This window comes from Streptomyces californicus (assembly GCF_000717645.1).
Lineage (GTDB): Bacteria > Actinomycetota > Actinomycetes > Streptomycetales > Streptomycetaceae > Streptomyces > Streptomyces californicus.
On the sequence record NZ_JNZZ01000037.1, the window covers coordinates 1 to 15574 of the forward strand.

At 72.6% G+C, this 15574-nt stretch carries 16 protein-coding genes, 1 other RNA gene and 1 pseudogene; 6 read left to right on the forward strand and 12 right to left on the reverse strand.

What is annotated here, in order from left to right; genetic code table 11:
• Positions 1-167: 167 nt before the first annotated feature.
• Positions 168-797, reverse strand: a pseudogene (locus IF19_RS0131605) (CGNR zinc finger domain-containing protein); the annotation flags it as partial.
• A 130-nt stretch (positions 798-927) separates the two neighbouring features.
• Between IF19_RS0131605 and IF19_RS0131610 the strand changes: the two are divergent.
• Positions 928-1491, forward strand: a complete 564-nt coding sequence (locus tag IF19_RS0131610) for a GNAT family N-acetyltransferase (RefSeq protein ID WP_050494066.1) — start codon at positions 928-930, stop codon at positions 1489-1491.
• Here the strand turns inward: IF19_RS0131610 and IF19_RS0131615 are convergent.
• The 4 genes from IF19_RS0131615 to IF19_RS0131630 form a co-directional block, all read right to left on the reverse strand.
• Positions 1481-2044, reverse strand: coding sequence for a GNAT family N-acetyltransferase (locus IF19_RS0131615; protein ID WP_030119582.1), 564 nt, complete (start codon positions 2042-2044; stop codon positions 1481-1483). The genes IF19_RS0131610 and IF19_RS0131615 overlap by 11 nt on opposite strands.
• A 138-nt stretch (positions 2045-2182) precedes the next feature.
• Positions 2183-3325 (reverse strand): uroporphyrinogen-III synthase, encoded by a 1143-nt coding sequence (locus tag IF19_RS0131620; protein WP_030119581.1) that lies wholly within the window; start codon positions 3323-3325, stop codon positions 2183-2185.
• A gap of 251 nt (positions 3326-3576) precedes the next feature.
• Complete coding sequence (locus tag IF19_RS0131625) at positions 3577-4908, reverse strand: nitrate/nitrite transporter (RefSeq protein WP_030119580.1); 1332 nt, start codon at positions 4906-4908, stop codon at positions 3577-3579.
• Positions 4909-5242: 334 nt separating this feature from the next.
• Complete coding sequence (locus tag IF19_RS0131630; RefSeq protein WP_030119579.1) at positions 5243-6211, reverse strand: LysR family transcriptional regulator; 969 nt, start codon at positions 6209-6211, stop codon at positions 5243-5245.
• 103 nt (positions 6212-6314) lie between these two features.
• Here IF19_RS0131630 and IF19_RS0131635 point away from each other — a divergent pair, with 103 nt between their 5' ends.
• The gene (locus IF19_RS0131635) at positions 6315-7802 is read left to right on the forward strand and encodes an MFS transporter (protein ID WP_234313302.1); all 1488 of its coding nucleotides are present in this window, start codon (positions 6315-6317) and stop codon (positions 7800-7802) included.
• Here the strand turns inward: IF19_RS0131635 and IF19_RS0131640 are convergent.
• On the reverse strand, positions 7790-8002 hold the full coding sequence (locus tag IF19_RS0131640) for a hypothetical protein (protein ID WP_030119577.1): 213 nt from the start codon (positions 8000-8002) through the stop codon (positions 7790-7792). The two genes, IF19_RS0131635 and IF19_RS0131640, sit on opposite strands and share 13 nt — an antisense overlap.
• Before the next feature lie 5 nt (positions 8003-8007).
• The gene (locus IF19_RS1000000137870) at positions 8008-8703 is read right to left on the reverse strand and encodes an ATP-binding protein (RefSeq protein ID WP_050504514.1); all 696 of its coding nucleotides are present in this window, start codon (positions 8701-8703) and stop codon (positions 8008-8010) included.
• 227 nt (positions 8704-8930) lie between these two features.
• Here IF19_RS1000000137870 and IF19_RS0131650 point away from each other — a divergent pair, with 227 nt between their 5' ends.
• The 3 genes from IF19_RS0131650 (at position 8931) to IF19_RS01000000135150 (ending at position 10971) form a co-directional block, all read left to right on the forward strand.
• Positions 8931-9800 carry a helix-turn-helix domain-containing protein gene (locus IF19_RS0131650; protein WP_030119575.1) on the forward strand — a complete coding sequence of 290 codons (870 nt, stop codon included), beginning with the start codon at positions 8931-8933 and terminating at the stop codon, positions 9798-9800.
• Positions 9797-10006, forward strand: a complete 210-nt coding sequence (locus tag IF19_RS0131655; protein WP_030119574.1) for a DUF397 domain-containing protein — start codon at positions 9797-9799, stop codon at positions 10004-10006. Before IF19_RS0131650 ends, IF19_RS0131655 begins: the two co-directional genes overlap by 4 nt.
• An 89-nt stretch (positions 10007-10095) precedes the next feature.
• Complete coding sequence (locus IF19_RS01000000135150) at positions 10096-10971, forward strand: hypothetical protein (protein WP_234313303.1); 876 nt, start codon at positions 10096-10098, stop codon at positions 10969-10971.
• A gap of 126 nt (positions 10972-11097) precedes the next feature.
• On the opposite strand, the gene ssrA is transcribed toward IF19_RS01000000135150, so the two are convergent.
• The 5 genes from ssrA to ftsE all read right to left on the reverse strand — a co-directional run bounded on the left by ssrA (position 11098) and on the right by ftsE (position 15060).
• Positions 11098-11484, reverse strand: a transfer-messenger RNA (tmRNA) gene (gene ssrA / locus IF19_RS1000000135755).
• A gap of 141 nt (positions 11485-11625) precedes the next feature.
• The gene (smpB, locus tag IF19_RS0131670; protein WP_026237616.1) at positions 11626-12114 is read right to left on the reverse strand and encodes an SsrA-binding protein SmpB; all 489 of its coding nucleotides are present in this window, start codon (positions 12112-12114) and stop codon (positions 11626-11628) included.
• Between the two features lie 18 nt (positions 12115-12132).
• A complete protein-coding gene (locus tag IF19_RS0131675; protein WP_050494067.1) occupies positions 12133-13323 on the reverse strand; it encodes a S41 family peptidase in 1191 nt (396 codons plus the stop codon).
• A 68-nt stretch (positions 13324-13391) separates the two neighbouring features.
• Positions 13392-14309: a permease-like cell division protein FtsX gene (ftsX, locus tag IF19_RS0131680; RefSeq protein ID WP_030119572.1), complete on the reverse strand. Its 918-nt coding sequence runs from the start codon at positions 14307-14309 to the stop codon at positions 13392-13394.
• A 61-nt stretch (positions 14310-14370) separates the two neighbouring features.
• Positions 14371-15060 (reverse strand): cell division ATP-binding protein FtsE, encoded by a 690-nt coding sequence (gene ftsE / locus IF19_RS0131685; protein WP_003968787.1) that lies wholly within the window; start codon positions 15058-15060, stop codon positions 14371-14373.
• A gap of 258 nt (positions 15061-15318) precedes the next feature.
• Between ftsE and IF19_RS0131690 the strand changes: the two genes are divergently transcribed.
• On the forward strand, positions 15319-15519 hold the full coding sequence (locus IF19_RS0131690; RefSeq protein WP_030119571.1) for a hypothetical protein: 201 nt from the start codon (positions 15319-15321) through the stop codon (positions 15517-15519).
• Positions 15520-15574: the final 55 nt, after the last annotated feature.

Consider the following 15574-nt stretch of genomic DNA (forward strand, 5'->3'; position numbering starts at 1 on the left):
GTGCTGGTGGGGGCGGTGCGGGCGGGGGCGCCCGGGGCCTCGCCGACCGGTGGGTCCCGGTCGGCCGCGGGGGTTTCCGGGCTCCCGCCGGCCGGTATGGCCCGGTCAGCCGCAGGGGTTCCCGGGCCTCCGCCGGCCGGTGGGCCCGGACTGTCGGACCCGGCCGGGGCACCCGGCGCCCCCGCCCCGGCCCGGCCCCCCGGCGCCTCCAGGCTTCTGCGGCGGTGGCGGGCGACCCGGGCGCGGTTGCCGCAGGCGCCTCCGGAGCACCAGCGCCGCCGGCGGCCGCGCGAGGTGTCCAGGTAGAGGCGGTGGCACGTCTCGCCCTGGCAGCGGCGCAGGGCCGCCCGCGCGACGGGATCGGTGAGCAGGTCCACCGCGTCCCGGGCGACGACGGCGAGGAGGCCCGCGCAGTCGGGCGCGGAGGACAGGGTCCGTACGAGGGAGCCGTCCGCACCACGCACCGCGCGGGGGCTCGGAGGGGGCCCGGCGGCAAGGGCGTTGAGCCGGTCGAGGGCATCACTCGGACCTGCCGCTCCATTGAGCTGAGTGTCCATCAGGACGCGTACATATGAACGGAGTTCACGGAAGCGGGCGACCCACTCCCCATCCACCGCCGACAGCTCCGTGTCCGGCGGAACGAGCCGCACCTCGCGCAGCCAACGGGCCAACCGGTCGGCGCCTCCCAGCAGTTCACCGGGGCCGCGCGCGCCGCCCACCCCCTCCGTGGCCACCAGGTCCAGGCAGACCCGGCCCGCGTCGAAGCGCCGCGCCCGCGCACTCCCGCCCGCCGCCATGCTCACGTTCACCGCCTCGGGTCGCCCGGTGGAACGGCCGTCCCCAGAGTGCTCCCGTCGGGGCCCCGCCGGAACCCCCGCCGCCGACCCCGTACGGTGACGGCCCAAGGGCCACGAGGGGGAGACACGCATGGACCCGCACGACGGAAGCACCGTGACCGGCTCCGGGGGCCTTCTGCTGCGCCGGTGGCGGCCGGAGGACCAGCCCGCGCTGCTGCGGGCGTACGACGATCCGGCGATGCGACGGTGGCTCGCCGTCCAGGTCACCGGGGCGGACGGAGCGGCCGCCTGGCTGGAGGAGCAGCGGGCGGGGTGGGAGGCGGGCAGGCGCTTCGGCTTCGCGGTGACGGAGAGCGGACGGGAGGGCGAACTGCTCGGCAACGTCGTGCTGAAGGAGCTGGATCTCGTGAACGGCACGGCGGAGACGGGCTACTGGACGACGGCACCGGCACGCGGCCGGGGCGTGGCGTCACGGGCGCTGGCGGCCCTCACCGACTGGGCGTCCACGACCTTCGCCGAACAGGGCCTCGAACGGGTGGAGTTGCTGCACCAGATCGACAACGCGGCCTCATGCCGGGTGGCGGAGAAGTGCGGATACCCGCTGGGGCGCGTGATCCCGGCGCTGCCGCCCGCCTATCCGCTGGACGGTCATGTGCACGTGCGACTCCTCGCCCGGGCCGCGCTCACCCGATAGGCAGTTCGTCGTGGAGGAGCCGCTGGAACAGGTGGTGGTCGCGCCAGAGGCCGTAGATGTGCAGATACCCCGGGGCGGTGCCGATCCGCTCGAACCCGGCTTTGGCGAGCACCCGTTGGGACGGCACGTTGTCGGTGACGGTCGCCGCCTCGACGCGGTGGAGGCCCAGCAGGTCACGGGCCTCGTCGCAGACCGCGCCGACGGCGGCGGTGGCCAGGCCGCGTCCGGCGTGGTCGGCGTCGACCCAGTAGCCGAGGCGGCCGTTGCGGAAGGGGCCCCGCTCGATGGCGGAGAGCGTGAAGGCGCCGATCACCCGCTCCTCGGCGTCCGCCAGCACCCAGGGCATGGACCGCCCGGCGTCCCGGTCGGCCAGCAGGGCGGTGAGCCGGGTCGACTGGCCCTCGACGGAGTAGAAGAACGCGGGGCGCACCGGCTCCCAGCGGCGCATGTAGTCGCGGTTGCGGGTGAGGGCCGCGGCGAAGGAGGGGGCGTCGGCGAGTTCGGCGGGCCGGAAGGTCACGCCGGGGGCGAGGAGGCGGGTGCGATCGGTCATCCGGTCACGCTAGCCGCCACGGTCGCGCACCGCTCACGCGCCCATGGCTCCCACCTCCGCCCCCGTCGTACGAGGCCGCGCGCCCGCTTCTCCGTACGTACGCGCCCGGAGCCCCGCCCCCGGCGTGAGGCCGCCGCCTCACCGTCCGTACTTCGTGTCCGCCGAGGGGTCCAGCGCCAGCCGGTAGCCGCGTTTGACCACCGTCTGGATCAGCCGGGGCGCACCCAGGGCCGAGCGGAGCCGGGCCATCGCCGTCTCCACCGCGTGCTCGTCGGTGCCGCTGCCGGGCAGGGCCCGCAGCAGGTCGGCGCGGGCCACCACCCAGCCGGGGCGGCGGGCCAGCACGTGCAGGAGGGCCATGCCGGCGGGCGGCACCGCGCGCAGTTCGTCGTCGACGAGGACGGCGTGGCCCCGGATCTCGACCCGGTGGCCGCCGATCGGCAGAACACGTGCGGTGGAGGGGAGTCGGGCGCAGAGGAGCTGGACGAGGGGGCCGAGGCGGAAGCGTTCCGGCTGGTGGGTCGGGATGCTCCGGGCCTGGAGCGGAAGGGCGGTGACGGGTCCGACGCAGGCGACCACGATGTCGTCGCGCAGCGCCCCGAGCACCTCCGGGAGCAGTCCGCGCGTCTCGGCGCGGCCCAGGAACGAGGCGGCGGCGGGGGCGCTGGTGAAGGTGAGGGCGTCCAGGCCCCGGGCGGCCGTGACGTCGAGCATCCGGTCGAGCGGGGCGATGTCCTGCGGGGGCATCCAGCGGTAGACGGGGACCACCACGACCTCCGCGCCCGCCGCCGTCAGGGACTCCACGAAGCCGGGGAGCGGCTCGCCGTGGAGTTGGAGGGCGATCCGGCGGCCGGCGACGCCTTCGGCGAGGAGGCGGTCGAGGACCTCGGCCATCGACTCGGACCCGGGCGACCAGGCTTCGGTCAGGCCGGCGGCCCGGACAGCGCCCTTCACCTTGGGCCCCCGCGCGAGGAGTTCGGCGGCGCGCAGCGTCTTCAGGAGGGCGTCGCCGATGCCCCAGCCGTCGGCGGCCTCGATCCAGCCGCGGAACCCGATCGCGGTGGTGGCGAGCGCCACGTCCGGCGCGTGGTCGATCAAGTCCTGGGTTGCGGTGAGGAGTTCGCGGTCGTCCGCGAGCGGCACGATCCGCAGCGCCGGGGCGTGCAGGACGGTGGCTCCGCGGCGGCGGAGGAGGGCGCCCAGCTCCTCGGCGCGGCGGGCCGCGGTCACCCCGACGGTGAAGCCCGCGAGGGGGCCGTGCGCTGTGTCGTCGTCCTGCATGGCGTGTTCCCGCTCCTGTGATTCCCGCCGGCGGCTCGTCCGGTCCCTGCGGTCTGTCGTCACCTTCTCGCGGGGCGGCGGCGGAGGGGTGACGACGGCCCCTCCGCGCGGTACGGACGCCTGAGCCTGCCAACCGCGCGTGACGGGCTCGGTTCCCCCGTATTTCCCCGCCGTTACGCCGCCTGTCGCCGCCGTGCGATCCGGGTGCCTTTCCTCCAGGGTGTGTCCGGTCCTGATCCGCCGGGCACGCCCTACACCTCCGCGTAGCCGAGCCGGGTGCGTACGGTCGTGGCTTGTGGACGCCGAAGGTATACCGCCCACGTGAGGGCGGAGCACACTCCGTAGAAGGCGAGGAAGGACCAGAAGGCCGCGGTTCCGGTGCCGTACGCCTGGAAGGACTGGCGGAAGGCGAGGTTGACGGCGAGTCCCCCGAGCGCGCCGACGGCCCCGATGAGGCCCATGGCCGCCCCGGAGAGCCGCCGTCCGTGGGCGGCCGCCGCCTCCCCGTCCAGGCCCCGGGCGAGCGCCTGGGCGTGGAAGATGCCGGGGATCATCTTGTACGTCGATCCGTTGCCGAGTCCCGTCAGGACGAACAGGGCGGTGAAGCCGGCGAGGAAGACGGGCAGCGAGGCGGCCCCGGAGGCGTGGATGACGACGCCCGTGGCGGCGGCCGTCGCGGCGAAGGCGGCGAGCGTGACGCGTGCGCCGCCGTACCGGTCGGCGAGCCTGCCTCCCAGCGGGCGGGCCAGCGAACCGAGCAGCGGCCCGGCGAAGGTGAGGGAGGCGGCCTGGAGCGGGGTGCGGCCGAACTGGGTCTGGAGGACCAGGCCGAAGGCGAAGCTGTAGCCGATGAACGACCCGAACGTGCCGACGTAGAGAACGGCCATGATCCAGGTGTGCCGGTCGCGGGCGGCCAGGAGCGCGGCCCCGGTGTCGTTGGCCACGGGCCGGAGGTTGTCCATGTACAGGGCGGCGCAGACGGCTGCGGTGACGATCAGCGGGATGTAGACGCCGAGGACGACCCGGGGGTGCGCGGCGCCCAGGGTGCCGATGACGAGCAGACCGACGAGTTGGACGACGGGCACGCCGATGTTGCCGCCGCCCGCGTTCAGGCCGAGCGCCCAGCCCTTCTTCCGCAGCGGGAAGAAGGCGTTGATGTTGGTCATCGACGAGGCGAAGTTGCCCCCGCCGATCCCGGTGAGCGCGGCGACCGCGAGGAACGTGCCGTACGAGGTGCCGGGCTCCATCACCCAGAGGGCGGCCAGGGCCGGGACGAGCAGGCTCACCGCGCTGAACACGGTCCAGTTGCGCCCGCCGAACCGGGCGACGGCGAACGTGTACGGCACGCGCACCAGCGCGCCGACGAGGGTGGCCGTGGAGATGAGGAAGAACTTCCCGGCCGCGTCGACGCCGTACTCCGGCCCCATGAACAGGACCATCACCGACCACAGGGTCCAGACGGAGAAGCCGATGTGCTCGGAGAGCACGGAGAACCACAGGTTGCGGCGGGCGACGCGTTCGCCGGTCTCCCGCCAGAACGCGGTGTCCTCCGGCTCCCACGTCTCGATCCAACGGCCTGCCATCTCGCGCCTCCACGGGGGGATCGGGGTGTCGGGTCCCGACGCTAGGGAGCGCGCGTTTCGGTGCGGTGGCGCGAGGTGACCGGTGCGCAACCTTGCTCTCACCGGGCCGGGGGCGGTCCGGTGAGCAGAGGGCCCGCGAACCGCCGACCGGCCGGAGAGAGGGCGCGGAAACCTGCGCGGGGCGGAAAGCCGTCCGACGCGGAGAGCCGTGCGAGACCGGAGCGGTGCGAGCCCGGGGCCATGCGGACCCGGAGCCACGCGGGCCCGGAGCCGTGCCGGGCCCGGAGCCGTGCGGGCCCGGAGCCGTGCCGGGCGGCACGGAGCACGGAGGCGATCAGGAACGGTCGCGCATCAGCGACAGATCGCGCTCGGGAAGCCACGCACCGGCCGGCCGCTCCAGCCACCCCTCGGCGCGGGCCAGCGCGTCGGCGGCCTCGCGCAGGGCGTCCACGCCCGGGTGCCGCAGCCCCTTCCGCCAGACCAGCGACAGCGGCGAGAGCGGAACCGGGTCGACGAGGGGGCGCAGCACCGTCCCGGGCATCGCGGGGAAGTCGACCACGGCCAGCACGGGGTGGCCGCCCTTGGCCATGACCCGCTGGAACTCCGCCGCCCCCACGGCCAGCGGCACCGGCGGCGCCATCACGATGCCCCACTCCGCGAACAGCAGGGCGGCGAGGTCCGTCCACTCCCGCGTCCGCTCGTTGCCGGCCCCCGCGTAGACGGTCTCGCCGGAGAGTTCGGCCAGGGCGACGGTCTCCCGGTCGGCGAGGGGGTGGGCGAGCGGCAGCATCAGGGCCATCGGCTCGTAGCGCACCGGGTGGGCGGAGAGCCCCGAGCGCACGGTCGGGGCCAGCCCGGCGGCCCGGCCGAACGAGGCGTCGAGCCGGCCGGCCAGGATCTCGGAGGCCGCCCAGGTGAGCCCGGACTCGAAGCGGGCCATCAGCTCGCACTCGGGCACCAGCTCCCGGGCGCGCGCCAGCACCCGGGCGGCGGTGGCCCCGTCGCTGTTCAGGTCCACGAGCAGCGGCCGGGCGGAGCCGCCGAAGGCTCCGGCGAGTTCGGCGTGCGCGTCGAGCACCCGGCGGGCGTACGGCAGCAGGCGCGTGCCGTCCGGGGTGAGGGCGACCTGCCGTGTGGTCCGGACGAACAGCTCCGCCCCCAGCTCCCGCTCCAGCCTCCGGATGTCCCGGCTCAGCGCCTGCTGGGCGACGAAGAGACGGGCGGCGGCCCGGGTGAAGTGCAGTTCCTCGGCGACGGCGAGGAAGGCGCGCAGGAGCCGGGGGTCGGTGTCGAAGGGGGGCACGGGGTGAATCTACCGCCCGGACAGGCATTCACAACACAGGTGCGTGAATCGGTGCGCAGAAGGTGTTGGACCCGGACGGCGGGTCGCGACGAGCCTGGTCCGTATGCCGATACGCCCTGCTGCCCACCCGGAGGCCGCCCCCTTGCCCACCGCGCACCCCCGCCCCGCCGCCCCCGCTCTCCCTGGTCCCGCCCTCACCGCCCCAGCCGCCCCTGCCGCACCGGGCGCTCGCCCGCCCGCCCCCGCCCGGCGCCCGGAGCCCGCACCCCGGTCCGCCCCGTACGCTCGCCCGGCGCGGGTCTCGGCCGCTCCCCCGGCGGCGCCTCTCCTCGCCGTGTCGGGAGGCCAGTTGGTCGCGGCCCCGCGCTCCGCCTCCACGGGCCCGGAGCGGCGGACGCCACGGCCGCCGTCGTCCAACCCGTACCTGCGGCTGCTCGCGACTCCCGGGGCCCGCGCCTTCACCGCGGGCAACCTGATCGCCCGGCTGCCGATGGGGATGTTCAGCGTCAGCGCGGTGATCATGATCGCCGGTTCCCGTGGCTCGTACGCCCTCGCCGGGGCCGTCACCGCGACCGGCCTGGCGGCGACGGCCGTCGTGGCGCCCTTCACCGCCCGGCTGGTGGACCGCTACGGCCAGGCGCGCGTCGCGGTGCCCGCCACCGCGCTCGCCGTGCTGGGATCGCTGGCGCTCGTGCTGTGCGTCCATGTCGACGCCCCGGCCTGGACGCTGTTCGCCGCCTACGCCGCGACCGCGACGACCCCGAACACCGGCGGGATGTCCCGGGCCCGCTGGGCGCATCTGCACCGGGGCGACCCGGCCGCCCTGCACACCGCGAACTCCTTCGAACAGGCCGCCGACGAACTGTGCTTCATGCTGGGCCCGGTGCTGGCCGCGACGCTCTGCGGGGCGCTGTTCCCGGAGGCGGGAACGCTGGTCGGCGCGGTGCTCCTGATGACCGGCGTCCTGGTCTTCGCCGCGCAGCGCGCCACGGAACCGCCCGTCACGCCCCGTACGAAGGCCGCGGCCTCGCCGCTGCGCACCCCGGGGATGCCCGCGCTGCTGGCGGTGTTCCTCGCGACGGGCGCGGTGTTCGGGTCGCTGGAGGTGGTCTCGATCGCCCATGCCGGGGGCGCGATCCTGGCGCTCCAGGCGGCGGGCTCGTGCGTGGCGGGCCTGGTCTACGGCTCGCTGCGGCCGGCCCGCGACGTCCGTCTGCGGCTGCTGCTGTGCCTGGCCGGGATGACGGCGCTGATGTCGCTCCCGCTGCTGGCCGCCACGGGCTCCGCCGCCCTGCCGGTCCTGGCGCTCTGCCTGCTCATCGCGGGCGCGGCGACCGCGCCCACCATGGTCACGGGCATGACGCTGATCCAACGGGCCACGCCCCCCGAGCAGTTGAACGAGGGCATGACGCTCGCGGTGACCGCGCTGCTGGGCGGCATCGCGGCCGGCGCGGCGGCGGGCGGCTGGCTCGCCGAGCACGCCGGCACGGCCACCGGCTACGCGGCGCCGATGTCGGCGGCGGCCTTGGCCCTGCTCGTCGCGGCAGCGGGCCGCCGCAGCGTGAACCGCGCCCCGGTTCAGGCCCGTTGACGAATCCACGCGGCGAGATCGCGGACCACTTCGGCCGACGCGCCTCCGAGGTGGACGAGCGCCTTGTCGGTGATGGTGGGGATGTCGCCGTGGAGGGAGGGCAGGGTGAAGCCCGCCAGCCGGAGCGCCTCGGCGAGGTCCCGTGCGGCCAGATCGCCCTCGACGAGCGCGGCGGCCTGTGCGGGTCGCTGGGAGAACATCGGAGTCAGCCTTTCGTCGGTAAGGAGCCCGCACCACGCGGGGCCGGGCGGTTCATGAGGGGCGAGGGGGTGCCGAGAGGACGAACCCCAGCTCTCCCGCCGCGTCCACGACGAGCGACATGAGCTGAGCGGTGGTGAGCGCCTCGCGCCGCTCTCCGTACGGGCCGAAGGCCAGGACGTACGCGGCCGGCTCCGCCCGGAGCAGCGGAACCCGGAGCCCCGGTGTGGTCCCCGTCGGCGATCGGTGCCTGCTGTCCGTCACGGGACTCCTTCATGGCGCGGGGGTCTCCGGCCGAGGCGTCGCCGCCCTGCGGCCGCGGCACGGAGAGCGTGAAGTGGATGGCCTTGCCGTGCGGCAGCTCCCGTACGCCCCAGTCGTCGGCCAGGGTCTCCACGAGGAACAACCCCCGGCCGGACGTGGCGTCGAGGCCCCCGTGGCGGACGACCGGGACGCCTTCGCCGTGGTCGATGACCGTCACGGTGACGGCTTGCGCCGACCGTTGGCACCGCACACGGAGGAACGGGCTGCCGGTGGCGTGCAGGACGGCGTTGGTCACGAGTTCACTGACGAGGAGTTCGGCGGTGTCGGAGACCTCGTCATCGATCCGCCAGTCCCGCATCACCCCCCGCACGGATCTTCTAGCCGCCCGGACGGACTCCTCGGCCACGGGGAAGGTCAGGGTCGGTTCGTCGCCGGACATCGGTGTCCACCTCTCGGCATGCGGTGCGGGCAGGCGAATTCCCCGTCCGCACCACGAGCATTGCCACGCTTCGCCATCATGGAATGACGTTCCGTGACCTACGCGGACACCGTAGCTCTGCATACTCCCGATCTGCAAGTACCCTTTCGCATGTATGCATATCTACTTGCTGGCGCTCGCGCCGGACCAGCGGGCAGACTGAGCGGCGACACCACACGAGGAGCACGATGGGCCAGACGATCAGGAGCCGCCGACTGGGTTCGGACCTGCGGCAACTGCGCCGCCGGGCCAATCTGACGGCCGAGGCCGTCGGCGCCGAACTCGGCTTCTCCCAGTCCAAGATGAGCCGCATAGAGAGCGGCGACGTGCGTGTCTCCCGTACGGATCTGAAGGCCCTGCTCGCCCTCTACGAGGTCACCGACGAGAAGCAGGTCACCGCCTTCCTGGAGGCGGCGAAGGACGCCAAGTCCCGTGGCTGGTGGATCGCTTACGAGGACGCGCTGCCGCGCGAGTACCGCGACTTCATCGCGCTGGAGGGCTCGGCGGCCGGCATCCGGACGTTCGAGGGCATGATCGTGCCGGGTCTGATGCAGACACCGGACTACACCCGCCACATCATCACGGCAGGCCCGGCGGTGCTCCCGCCCGGCCATGCGGACTCGCTCATCAAGGTGCGGATGGAGCGCCAGTCGATCCTGGACGGCGAACAGCCGCCGAAGATCTGGGCGATCGTGACCGAGGGCGCACTGCGCCAAGTGGTCGGCGGCTACACGGCGATGCTGGACCAGCTCCACCACCTGACCCGCCTCACGGAGCGGAGCAACATCACGTTGCAGGTGCTCCCGTTCGAGGCGGGCGCGCACGCGGGCGTCCAGAGCCCGTTCGTGCTCTTCGACTTTCCGGCGGACCCCAGCATCGCCTGCGTGGCCAACCTGACCGGGACGCTGTTCATGGACCAGTCCGGACAGCTCGACGCGTTCTCCGACGCGTTCGACAACCTCCGGGCCAGCGCGCTGAGCCCGGCCGATTCACTGACGCGCATCACCGAGATCATGAAACTGATGCGCGAAGAACGAGACAAGAGGAAGCCATCATGACCAGCGCCACCCCCACCGTCGTCGGCCCGTTCGTCAAGGCCACCGCAAGCGGCCAGCAGGACAACTGCGTGGAGGTGGCCCCCCTGTCCGACGGCGGCCGGGCGGTCCGCGACAGCAAGAACCAGCACGGCCCCCGCCTCCACTTCGGCCCCGCCCAGTGGACCGCCTTCACCGACAGCATGAAGGGCCGGGCGCACCAGGGCTGACGCAGCGCCGCCGCAGACGAGGCCGGGCCGTACGGAGCACAGTTCCGTACGGCCCGGCCTCTGTCACAGGCCGCTCGTAGGGTGGCCCGATGGCCGCCGCGAAGAGAAGCCCGAAGAGCCCGTTGGACGTCGACCCCGGTGCGGTGTTCGCCTTCCGCACGTCGCCGCTCCACCCCGACTCCCCGCCCGAGACCGGCCGCTTCGGCGCGTTCACCGTGGTCGCGCGTGCCCCGGAGCTGATCGTGGTGGCCGTCCTCGACGGGGTGTGGAACCGGATGCCCGCACTGGAGGACGTACGGGACCACGGGGTGCTGCGGCGCCGGCGGTTCGCGCACACGGGGCGGCCCGCGGTGTTCGCGTGCGGGGCGGACGACACCACCGGGCCGGCGGATCTGACCGCGCTGGGCACGGTCCCGCTCACCGCCGAGCAGACGGAACTGGCCGGCCCCTACCTCTCCCCCAGGGGCGTCGGCACCTCGTTCTCCACCCTCGCTCTGGCCGACAGCGACGTCGAGGGCGAGTGGCGCTGGACGCACGACCGCGACGCGCTGCTGCGGGAGCGGGAGGCGGTCGAGGAGCGCCGTCGTCGCGCGGCGGAGGCGGAGAAGGAGCGGTACGCGGAGCGGCTGGCGGGGCTCACCTGGGACCAGTTGCTGGCGGAGACCCCGTTCGAGCGGTGGACGCCGTCACCGCCGTTCCCTCCGGCCGCGTTCCGGCGGGCAGCGGTCCGGCGGGTGCACAAGGCGTGCCGGGAGCTGCGGGCCCTGGGTCCGAAGCCCCGGAAGCCCTCCGCGCGGAAGGCGCTGAAGGCGCTGGTGCAGTGGTTCAACGCCGCCGACCAGGCCGCGGGCTGGGTGATCGAGACGGAGGAGCGTGAGGACGTCTGCCGCGTCCTCGAAGAGCTGGCGCACGTCGCCGGACACCCGTCGCTCGTTCTCGAGGCCGATGACTGGCGCGAGTGGTGAACCCCGCGAACCGACGTGCGGGATAAGTGGGCGCGGGAAACGGGCGGGCGACGCGGGTGTGCGACGCGGGCGCGAAAAAGCCGTTGCCCCGCGAGCGAACTCGCGGGGCAACGGCCTACATGGGAATTGTGGAGATGGCGGGAATCGAACCCGCGTCCAACGGTGCGGAACCAGGGCTTCTCCGAGTGCAGTTCGCTACGCATTTCTCGGCCCCGGAGGTCACGCGAACAAGCCTCCGACAGGCCCAGCCACTGTTTGATTTCCTTCTCGGCCCCGTGGCCGGGCCGAGAAGTTTAGATCCCTAGTTGATGCCAGGATCCGGGTCGGGATCACCCCCGGGCTGACACTCCGCAGAGTCTTCGCTAGCTGCTAATTAGGCAGCGAGGGCGAAGGCGGAGGAATCGCGCTTGGAATTGGCGATTATTGTTTGCGACATATGGTTTACGAGATCATTGCCGCTTCCTCGACTCGCTTCCCCTGCTTCGACATCCGCTGTCGAAACCGATCATCCCCATGTTGATTTTTCAAAACGCGCACCTTCGCTGAGGTGCACGGCCCATCGTACGTGACCAACGCGGGACGGTGCCACCGTATTCCCGCGCCCCGCTCACGCGAGCCGGGCCGCCGCCCGGCCGACGGTCCCGCCGGGCCCGGTCAGGCGCTGCGCTGGCGGCGACGGGCGGCCGCGATGGCGCGGTTCGTCTCGCGCGTGTCCTGCTTCTCGCGGAGCGTCTGCCGCTTGTCGTACTCCTTCTTGCCCTTCGCGAGCGCGATCTCGACCTTCACCCGGCCGTCCTTGAAGTACAGGGCGAGCGGCACGATGGTGTGGCCGGTCTCCGAGGACTTGGACTCCAGCTTGTCGATCTCGGCCCGGTGCAGCAGCAGCTTGCGCTTCCGCTTGGCCGCGTGGTTGGTCCAGGTGCCCTGGACGTACTCCGGCACGTGGATGTTGTGGAGCCACGCCTCGTGGTCGTCGATCTGGACGAACCCGTCGACCAGCGAGGCCCGCCCCATGCGCAGGGACTTGACCTCCGTACCCATGAGGACGAGACCGCACTCGTAGGTGTCGAGGATCGTGTAGTCGTGCCGCGCCTTCTTGTTCTGCGCGATCATCTTGCGCCCGGTGTCTTTTTCCTTCGCCATAGTGCGGTCATTTTCGCACTACGACCCACCCCCGAGGCCACTCAATACCGTCTCGGCCCGCTTCTCGGCCCCCTCGCGCACCAGGAGGTCGGGGGTGATGCCCCTGCCGTCGACGGTGCGGCCGGCCGGGGTGCGGTAGTGGCCGACGGTCAGCTCGGCCACCGAACCGCCGGGCAGCTCGCTCGGCATCTGCACGGAGCCCTTGCCGAAGGTGGGAGAGCCGACGGTGACCGCGCGGCCCCGGTCCTGGAGCGCCCCGGTCAGCAGCTCGGCGGCGCTCATCGTGCCGCCGTCCACCAGCACGACGACCGGCCGGTCCGTGTCCCCGCCCTGGTCCGCGTAGAGCGCCTGCTCCTCGCCGCGTACGTCGTACGTGGCGACCAGCCCGCCGTCCAGGAAGGCGGAGGCGGCGACGACGGCCTCGGTGACGAGTCCGCCGGAGTTGGCGCGCAGGTCCAGGAGTATCCCGGCGTCGCCGGGGGCCTCCCGTACCGCGTCCCGGACCTCGGCCCCCGCACCCTTGGTGAAGGCGGCGACCTTGATCAGCACCGCCGGGGATGCGCCCTCCCCCAGCCGCCGCACGGTGACCGCCTCGGTGGTCAGCCGGGCCCGCTCAAGGGTCTTCGTCCAGCTCCGGCCCTCGCGGACCAGCCCCAGCTCCACCCTGCTGCCCTCGGAGGCCCCCGTACCGTCCCCGCGCAGTGACGCGACGACCTCCGCGACGGGGCGCTTGCCGATCGCCCGGCCGTCCAGGGTGCGCAGCAGATCGCCGGTGCGGATGCCGGCGCGGTCGGCGGGGCTGCCGGGCTGGACGCGGGAGACGGTGACGTCGCCGTGGGCGGTGCGCCGGGCGGAGAGTCCGACCCCGGTGTACGAGCCGTCGAGGGCCTTCTCGAACTCCTCGTACTCCCGCTGGTCGTACACCGCGCCCCAGCGGTCGCCGCTGCGGCTGACGACCTCCTCGGCGGCGTCCTTCACGGACGTGCCGTCCGCCTCCGCCTTCTCGGCGGCGTCCTCGATCTCCTCGCGGTCGACCGGGGCGACGGTGGAGGAGATCGCGCGGGTCTGCGGCCGGGGCTCGGCGGGCGCGGGATCCTGGGGCAGCGAACCCGTCGCGGCGGCGGTGGCGAGCGCGCACCCGAAGACCAATGTCAGGGTCGCCCCGCGGCGCAGACCGCGGGGCCCGAAACGTTGAGCGAAGCCCGACATGGCGTCGAGTCTAGGACAAACCCCTTGGGGCGCACGGGAGATCACCCGTGCGCCCCAAGGGGCTTATGTCACACCTTCAGGTACTTGCGCAGCGCGAAGAGAGCGGCGACGGCGGGCATCAGCAGCCCGATCGCGAGCACCAGCGGAAGCTTGGTGAGGACCGCGTCCCAGCCGATGAAGTTGATCACGAGCAGCTTGTCCTGGAGCGCGAGGCCGCCGTCGATGAGGAAGTACCGGCCGCCGAGCAGCATCCCGCAGGCCAGCACGCCACCGATCAGGCCGGCGACGGCCGCCTCCATGATGAAGGGGGCCTGGATGTAGAAGCCGGAGGCTCCCACCAGGCGCATGATGCCCGTCTCACGTCTCCGGCTGAACGCGGAGACGCGCACGGTGTTGACGATCAGGATCAGCGCGATGACGAGCATGAGGATCATGACGTAGATCGCCACGAGGTTCATGCCGTTCATCAGCTCGAAGAGCTGGTCCAAGATGGAGCGCTGGTCCTGGACGGACTGCACCCCGTCCCGCCCGGCGAACGCCGTCGCGACCACCTTGTACTTCTGCGGGTCGTCGAGCTTGACGCGGTACGACTCCTGCATCTGGTCGGGCGTGATGTTGCCCGCCATCGGGGAGTCGCCGAACTGCTCCTGGTAGTGCTTGTACGCCTCGTCGGCCGTCTCGAAGTGGACCGTCTCCACGGCCTCCATCTTCTCCAGATCGGTCTTGATCTGGTCCTTCTGCTCCTTGGTGACGGCCCCCTTGGCGCACTCGGGCGCGTCCTTGGCGTCGTTCTTGTTGCAGAGGAAGATGGAGACGTTGACCTTGTCGTACCAGTAGTCCTTCATCGTGCTGACCTGCTCGCGCATCAGCAGCGCGCCGCCGAACAGGGCGAGCGAGAGGGCGACGGAGACCACGACCGCGAAGGTCATCGTGAGGTTGCGGCGGAGACCGACGCCGATCTCCGACAGGACGAACTGGGCGCGCATGGCGTCCTTTCAGTGCAGTGCTCGATGCTCGAAATGCGCGAGGGGCCCCGGGGCCCCTCGGTCAGTGCTGGTAGCCGTAGACGCCGCGTGCCTGGTCGCGTACGAGACGGCCCTGTTCGAGCTCGATGACGCGCTTGCGCATCTGGTCGACGATGTTCTGGTCGTGGGTCGCCATGATCACGGTGGTGCCGGTCCGGTTGATCCGGTCCAGCAGCTTCATGATGCCGACGGAGGTCTGCGGGTCGAGGTTGCCGGTCGGCTCGTCCGCGATCAGCAGCATGGGGCGGTTGACGAAGGCCCGCGCGATGGCGACGCGTTGCTGCTCACCACCGGAGAGCTCGCCGGGCATCCGCTCCTCCTTGCCGCCCAGGCCGACGAGGTCGAGGACCTGCGGCACGGCCTTGCGGATCTCGCCGCGCGGCTTGCCGATGACCTCCTGCGCGAAGGCCACGTTCTCCGCGACCGTCTTGTTGGGCAGCAGCCGGAAGTCCTGGAAGACCGTGCCGAGCTGGCGGCGCATCTGCGGCACCTTCCAGTTGGACAGCCGGGCGAGGTCCTTGCCGAGCACGTGGACCATGCCCGTGCTGGCGCGCTCCTCGCGCAGGATCAGCCGCATGAAGGTCGACTTGCCGGAGCCGGAGGAGCCCACGAGGAAGACGAACTCACCCTTCTCGATGTCCAGCGAGACATCGCGCAGAGCCGGTCGGGTCTGCTTCGGGTAGGTCTTGGAGACGTTGTCGAATCGGATCACGAATGCACCACGGTCGGCCGGGAGTAGGTGAGCGTGACCATACGCGAACCGGGCTCGCACGTGCAGGCGGCGTCCGGCAATGGGCGATATATGGCGGATACGCCCCCGGAACGAAACGGGTCGTGCCGGACCTTGTCCGGCGGGCCGCGCCGAAATCGCCGCGAGCTGGCACAGTGGTGGGGGGAACGGTTGCGTTTCCGTGAGCGTTGTGCGGGGAGAGACCGGGACCGGATCCACCGCGCGGGAGGAGGAGTGCGCATGACCTATGACCGACTGGTGTGCGCGAACTGCGCGTCCCCCGTCAGCGAGGGCCGCTGCCGCGTCTGCCGCGCCGTCCGGCAGCAGATGCTGGAGGAGCAGGGCCAGGGCCCGCTGGCCGGGATGAGCCCGGCGACGCTGATCGCCCTGATGGTGGTGCTGCTGACGGCGCTCGCGCTGCTGGCCCACCAGGCCGGCTGACCCGGGGCCCTTAGCCCCGTCACTCCGCCGGGGTCGAGCGACTCGTCCGTGTGCG

Bases quoted from the DNA above. Each gene is read 5' to 3' on its own strand.
- IF19_RS0131655 (WP_030119574.1), top strand. From the start codon at position 9,797: ATGACCAGCGCCACCCCCACCGTCGTCGGCCCGTTCGTCAAGGCCACC.
- IF19_RS0131650 (WP_030119575.1), top strand. From the start codon at position 8,931: ATGGGCCAGACGATCAGGAGCCGCCGACTGGGTTCGGACCTGCGGCAA.
- IF19_RS01000000135150 (WP_234313303.1), top strand. From the start codon at position 10,096: ATGGCCGCCGCGAAGAGAAGCCCGAAGAGCCCGTTGGACGTCGACCCC.
- ftsX (WP_030119572.1), bottom strand. From the start codon at position 14,309: ATGCGCGCCCAGTTCGTCCTGTCGGAGATCGGCGTCGGTCTCCGCCGC.
- IF19_RS0131675 (WP_050494067.1), bottom strand. From the start codon at position 13,323: ATGTCGGGCTTCGCTCAACGTTTCGGGCCCCGCGGTCTGCGCCGCGGG.
- IF19_RS0131610 (WP_050494066.1), top strand. From the start codon at position 928: ATGGACCCGCACGACGGAAGCACCGTGACCGGCTCCGGGGGCCTTCTG.
- IF19_RS0131625 (WP_030119580.1), bottom strand. From the start codon at position 4,908: ATGGCAGGCCGTTGGATCGAGACGTGGGAGCCGGAGGACACCGCGTTC.
- IF19_RS1000000137870 (WP_050504514.1), bottom strand. From the start codon at position 8,703: ATGTCCGGCGACGAACCGACCCTGACCTTCCCCGTGGCCGAGGAGTCC.
- IF19_RS0131690 (WP_030119571.1), top strand. From the start codon at position 15,319: ATGACCTATGACCGACTGGTGTGCGCGAACTGCGCGTCCCCCGTCAGC.
- IF19_RS0131620 (WP_030119581.1), bottom strand. From the start codon at position 3,325: ATGCAGGACGACGACACAGCGCACGGCCCCCTCGCGGGCTTCACCGTC.
- IF19_RS0131635 (WP_234313302.1), top strand. From the start codon at position 6,315: ATGCCGATACGCCCTGCTGCCCACCCGGAGGCCGCCCCCTTGCCCACC.
- smpB (WP_026237616.1), bottom strand. From the start codon at position 12,114: ATGGCGAAGGAAAAAGACACCGGGCGCAAGATGATCGCGCAGAACAAG.
- IF19_RS0131615 (WP_030119582.1), bottom strand. From the start codon at position 2,044: ATGACCGATCGCACCCGCCTCCTCGCCCCCGGCGTGACCTTCCGGCCC.
- IF19_RS0131640 (WP_030119577.1), bottom strand. From the start codon at position 8,002: ATGTTCTCCCAGCGACCCGCACAGGCCGCCGCGCTCGTCGAGGGCGAT.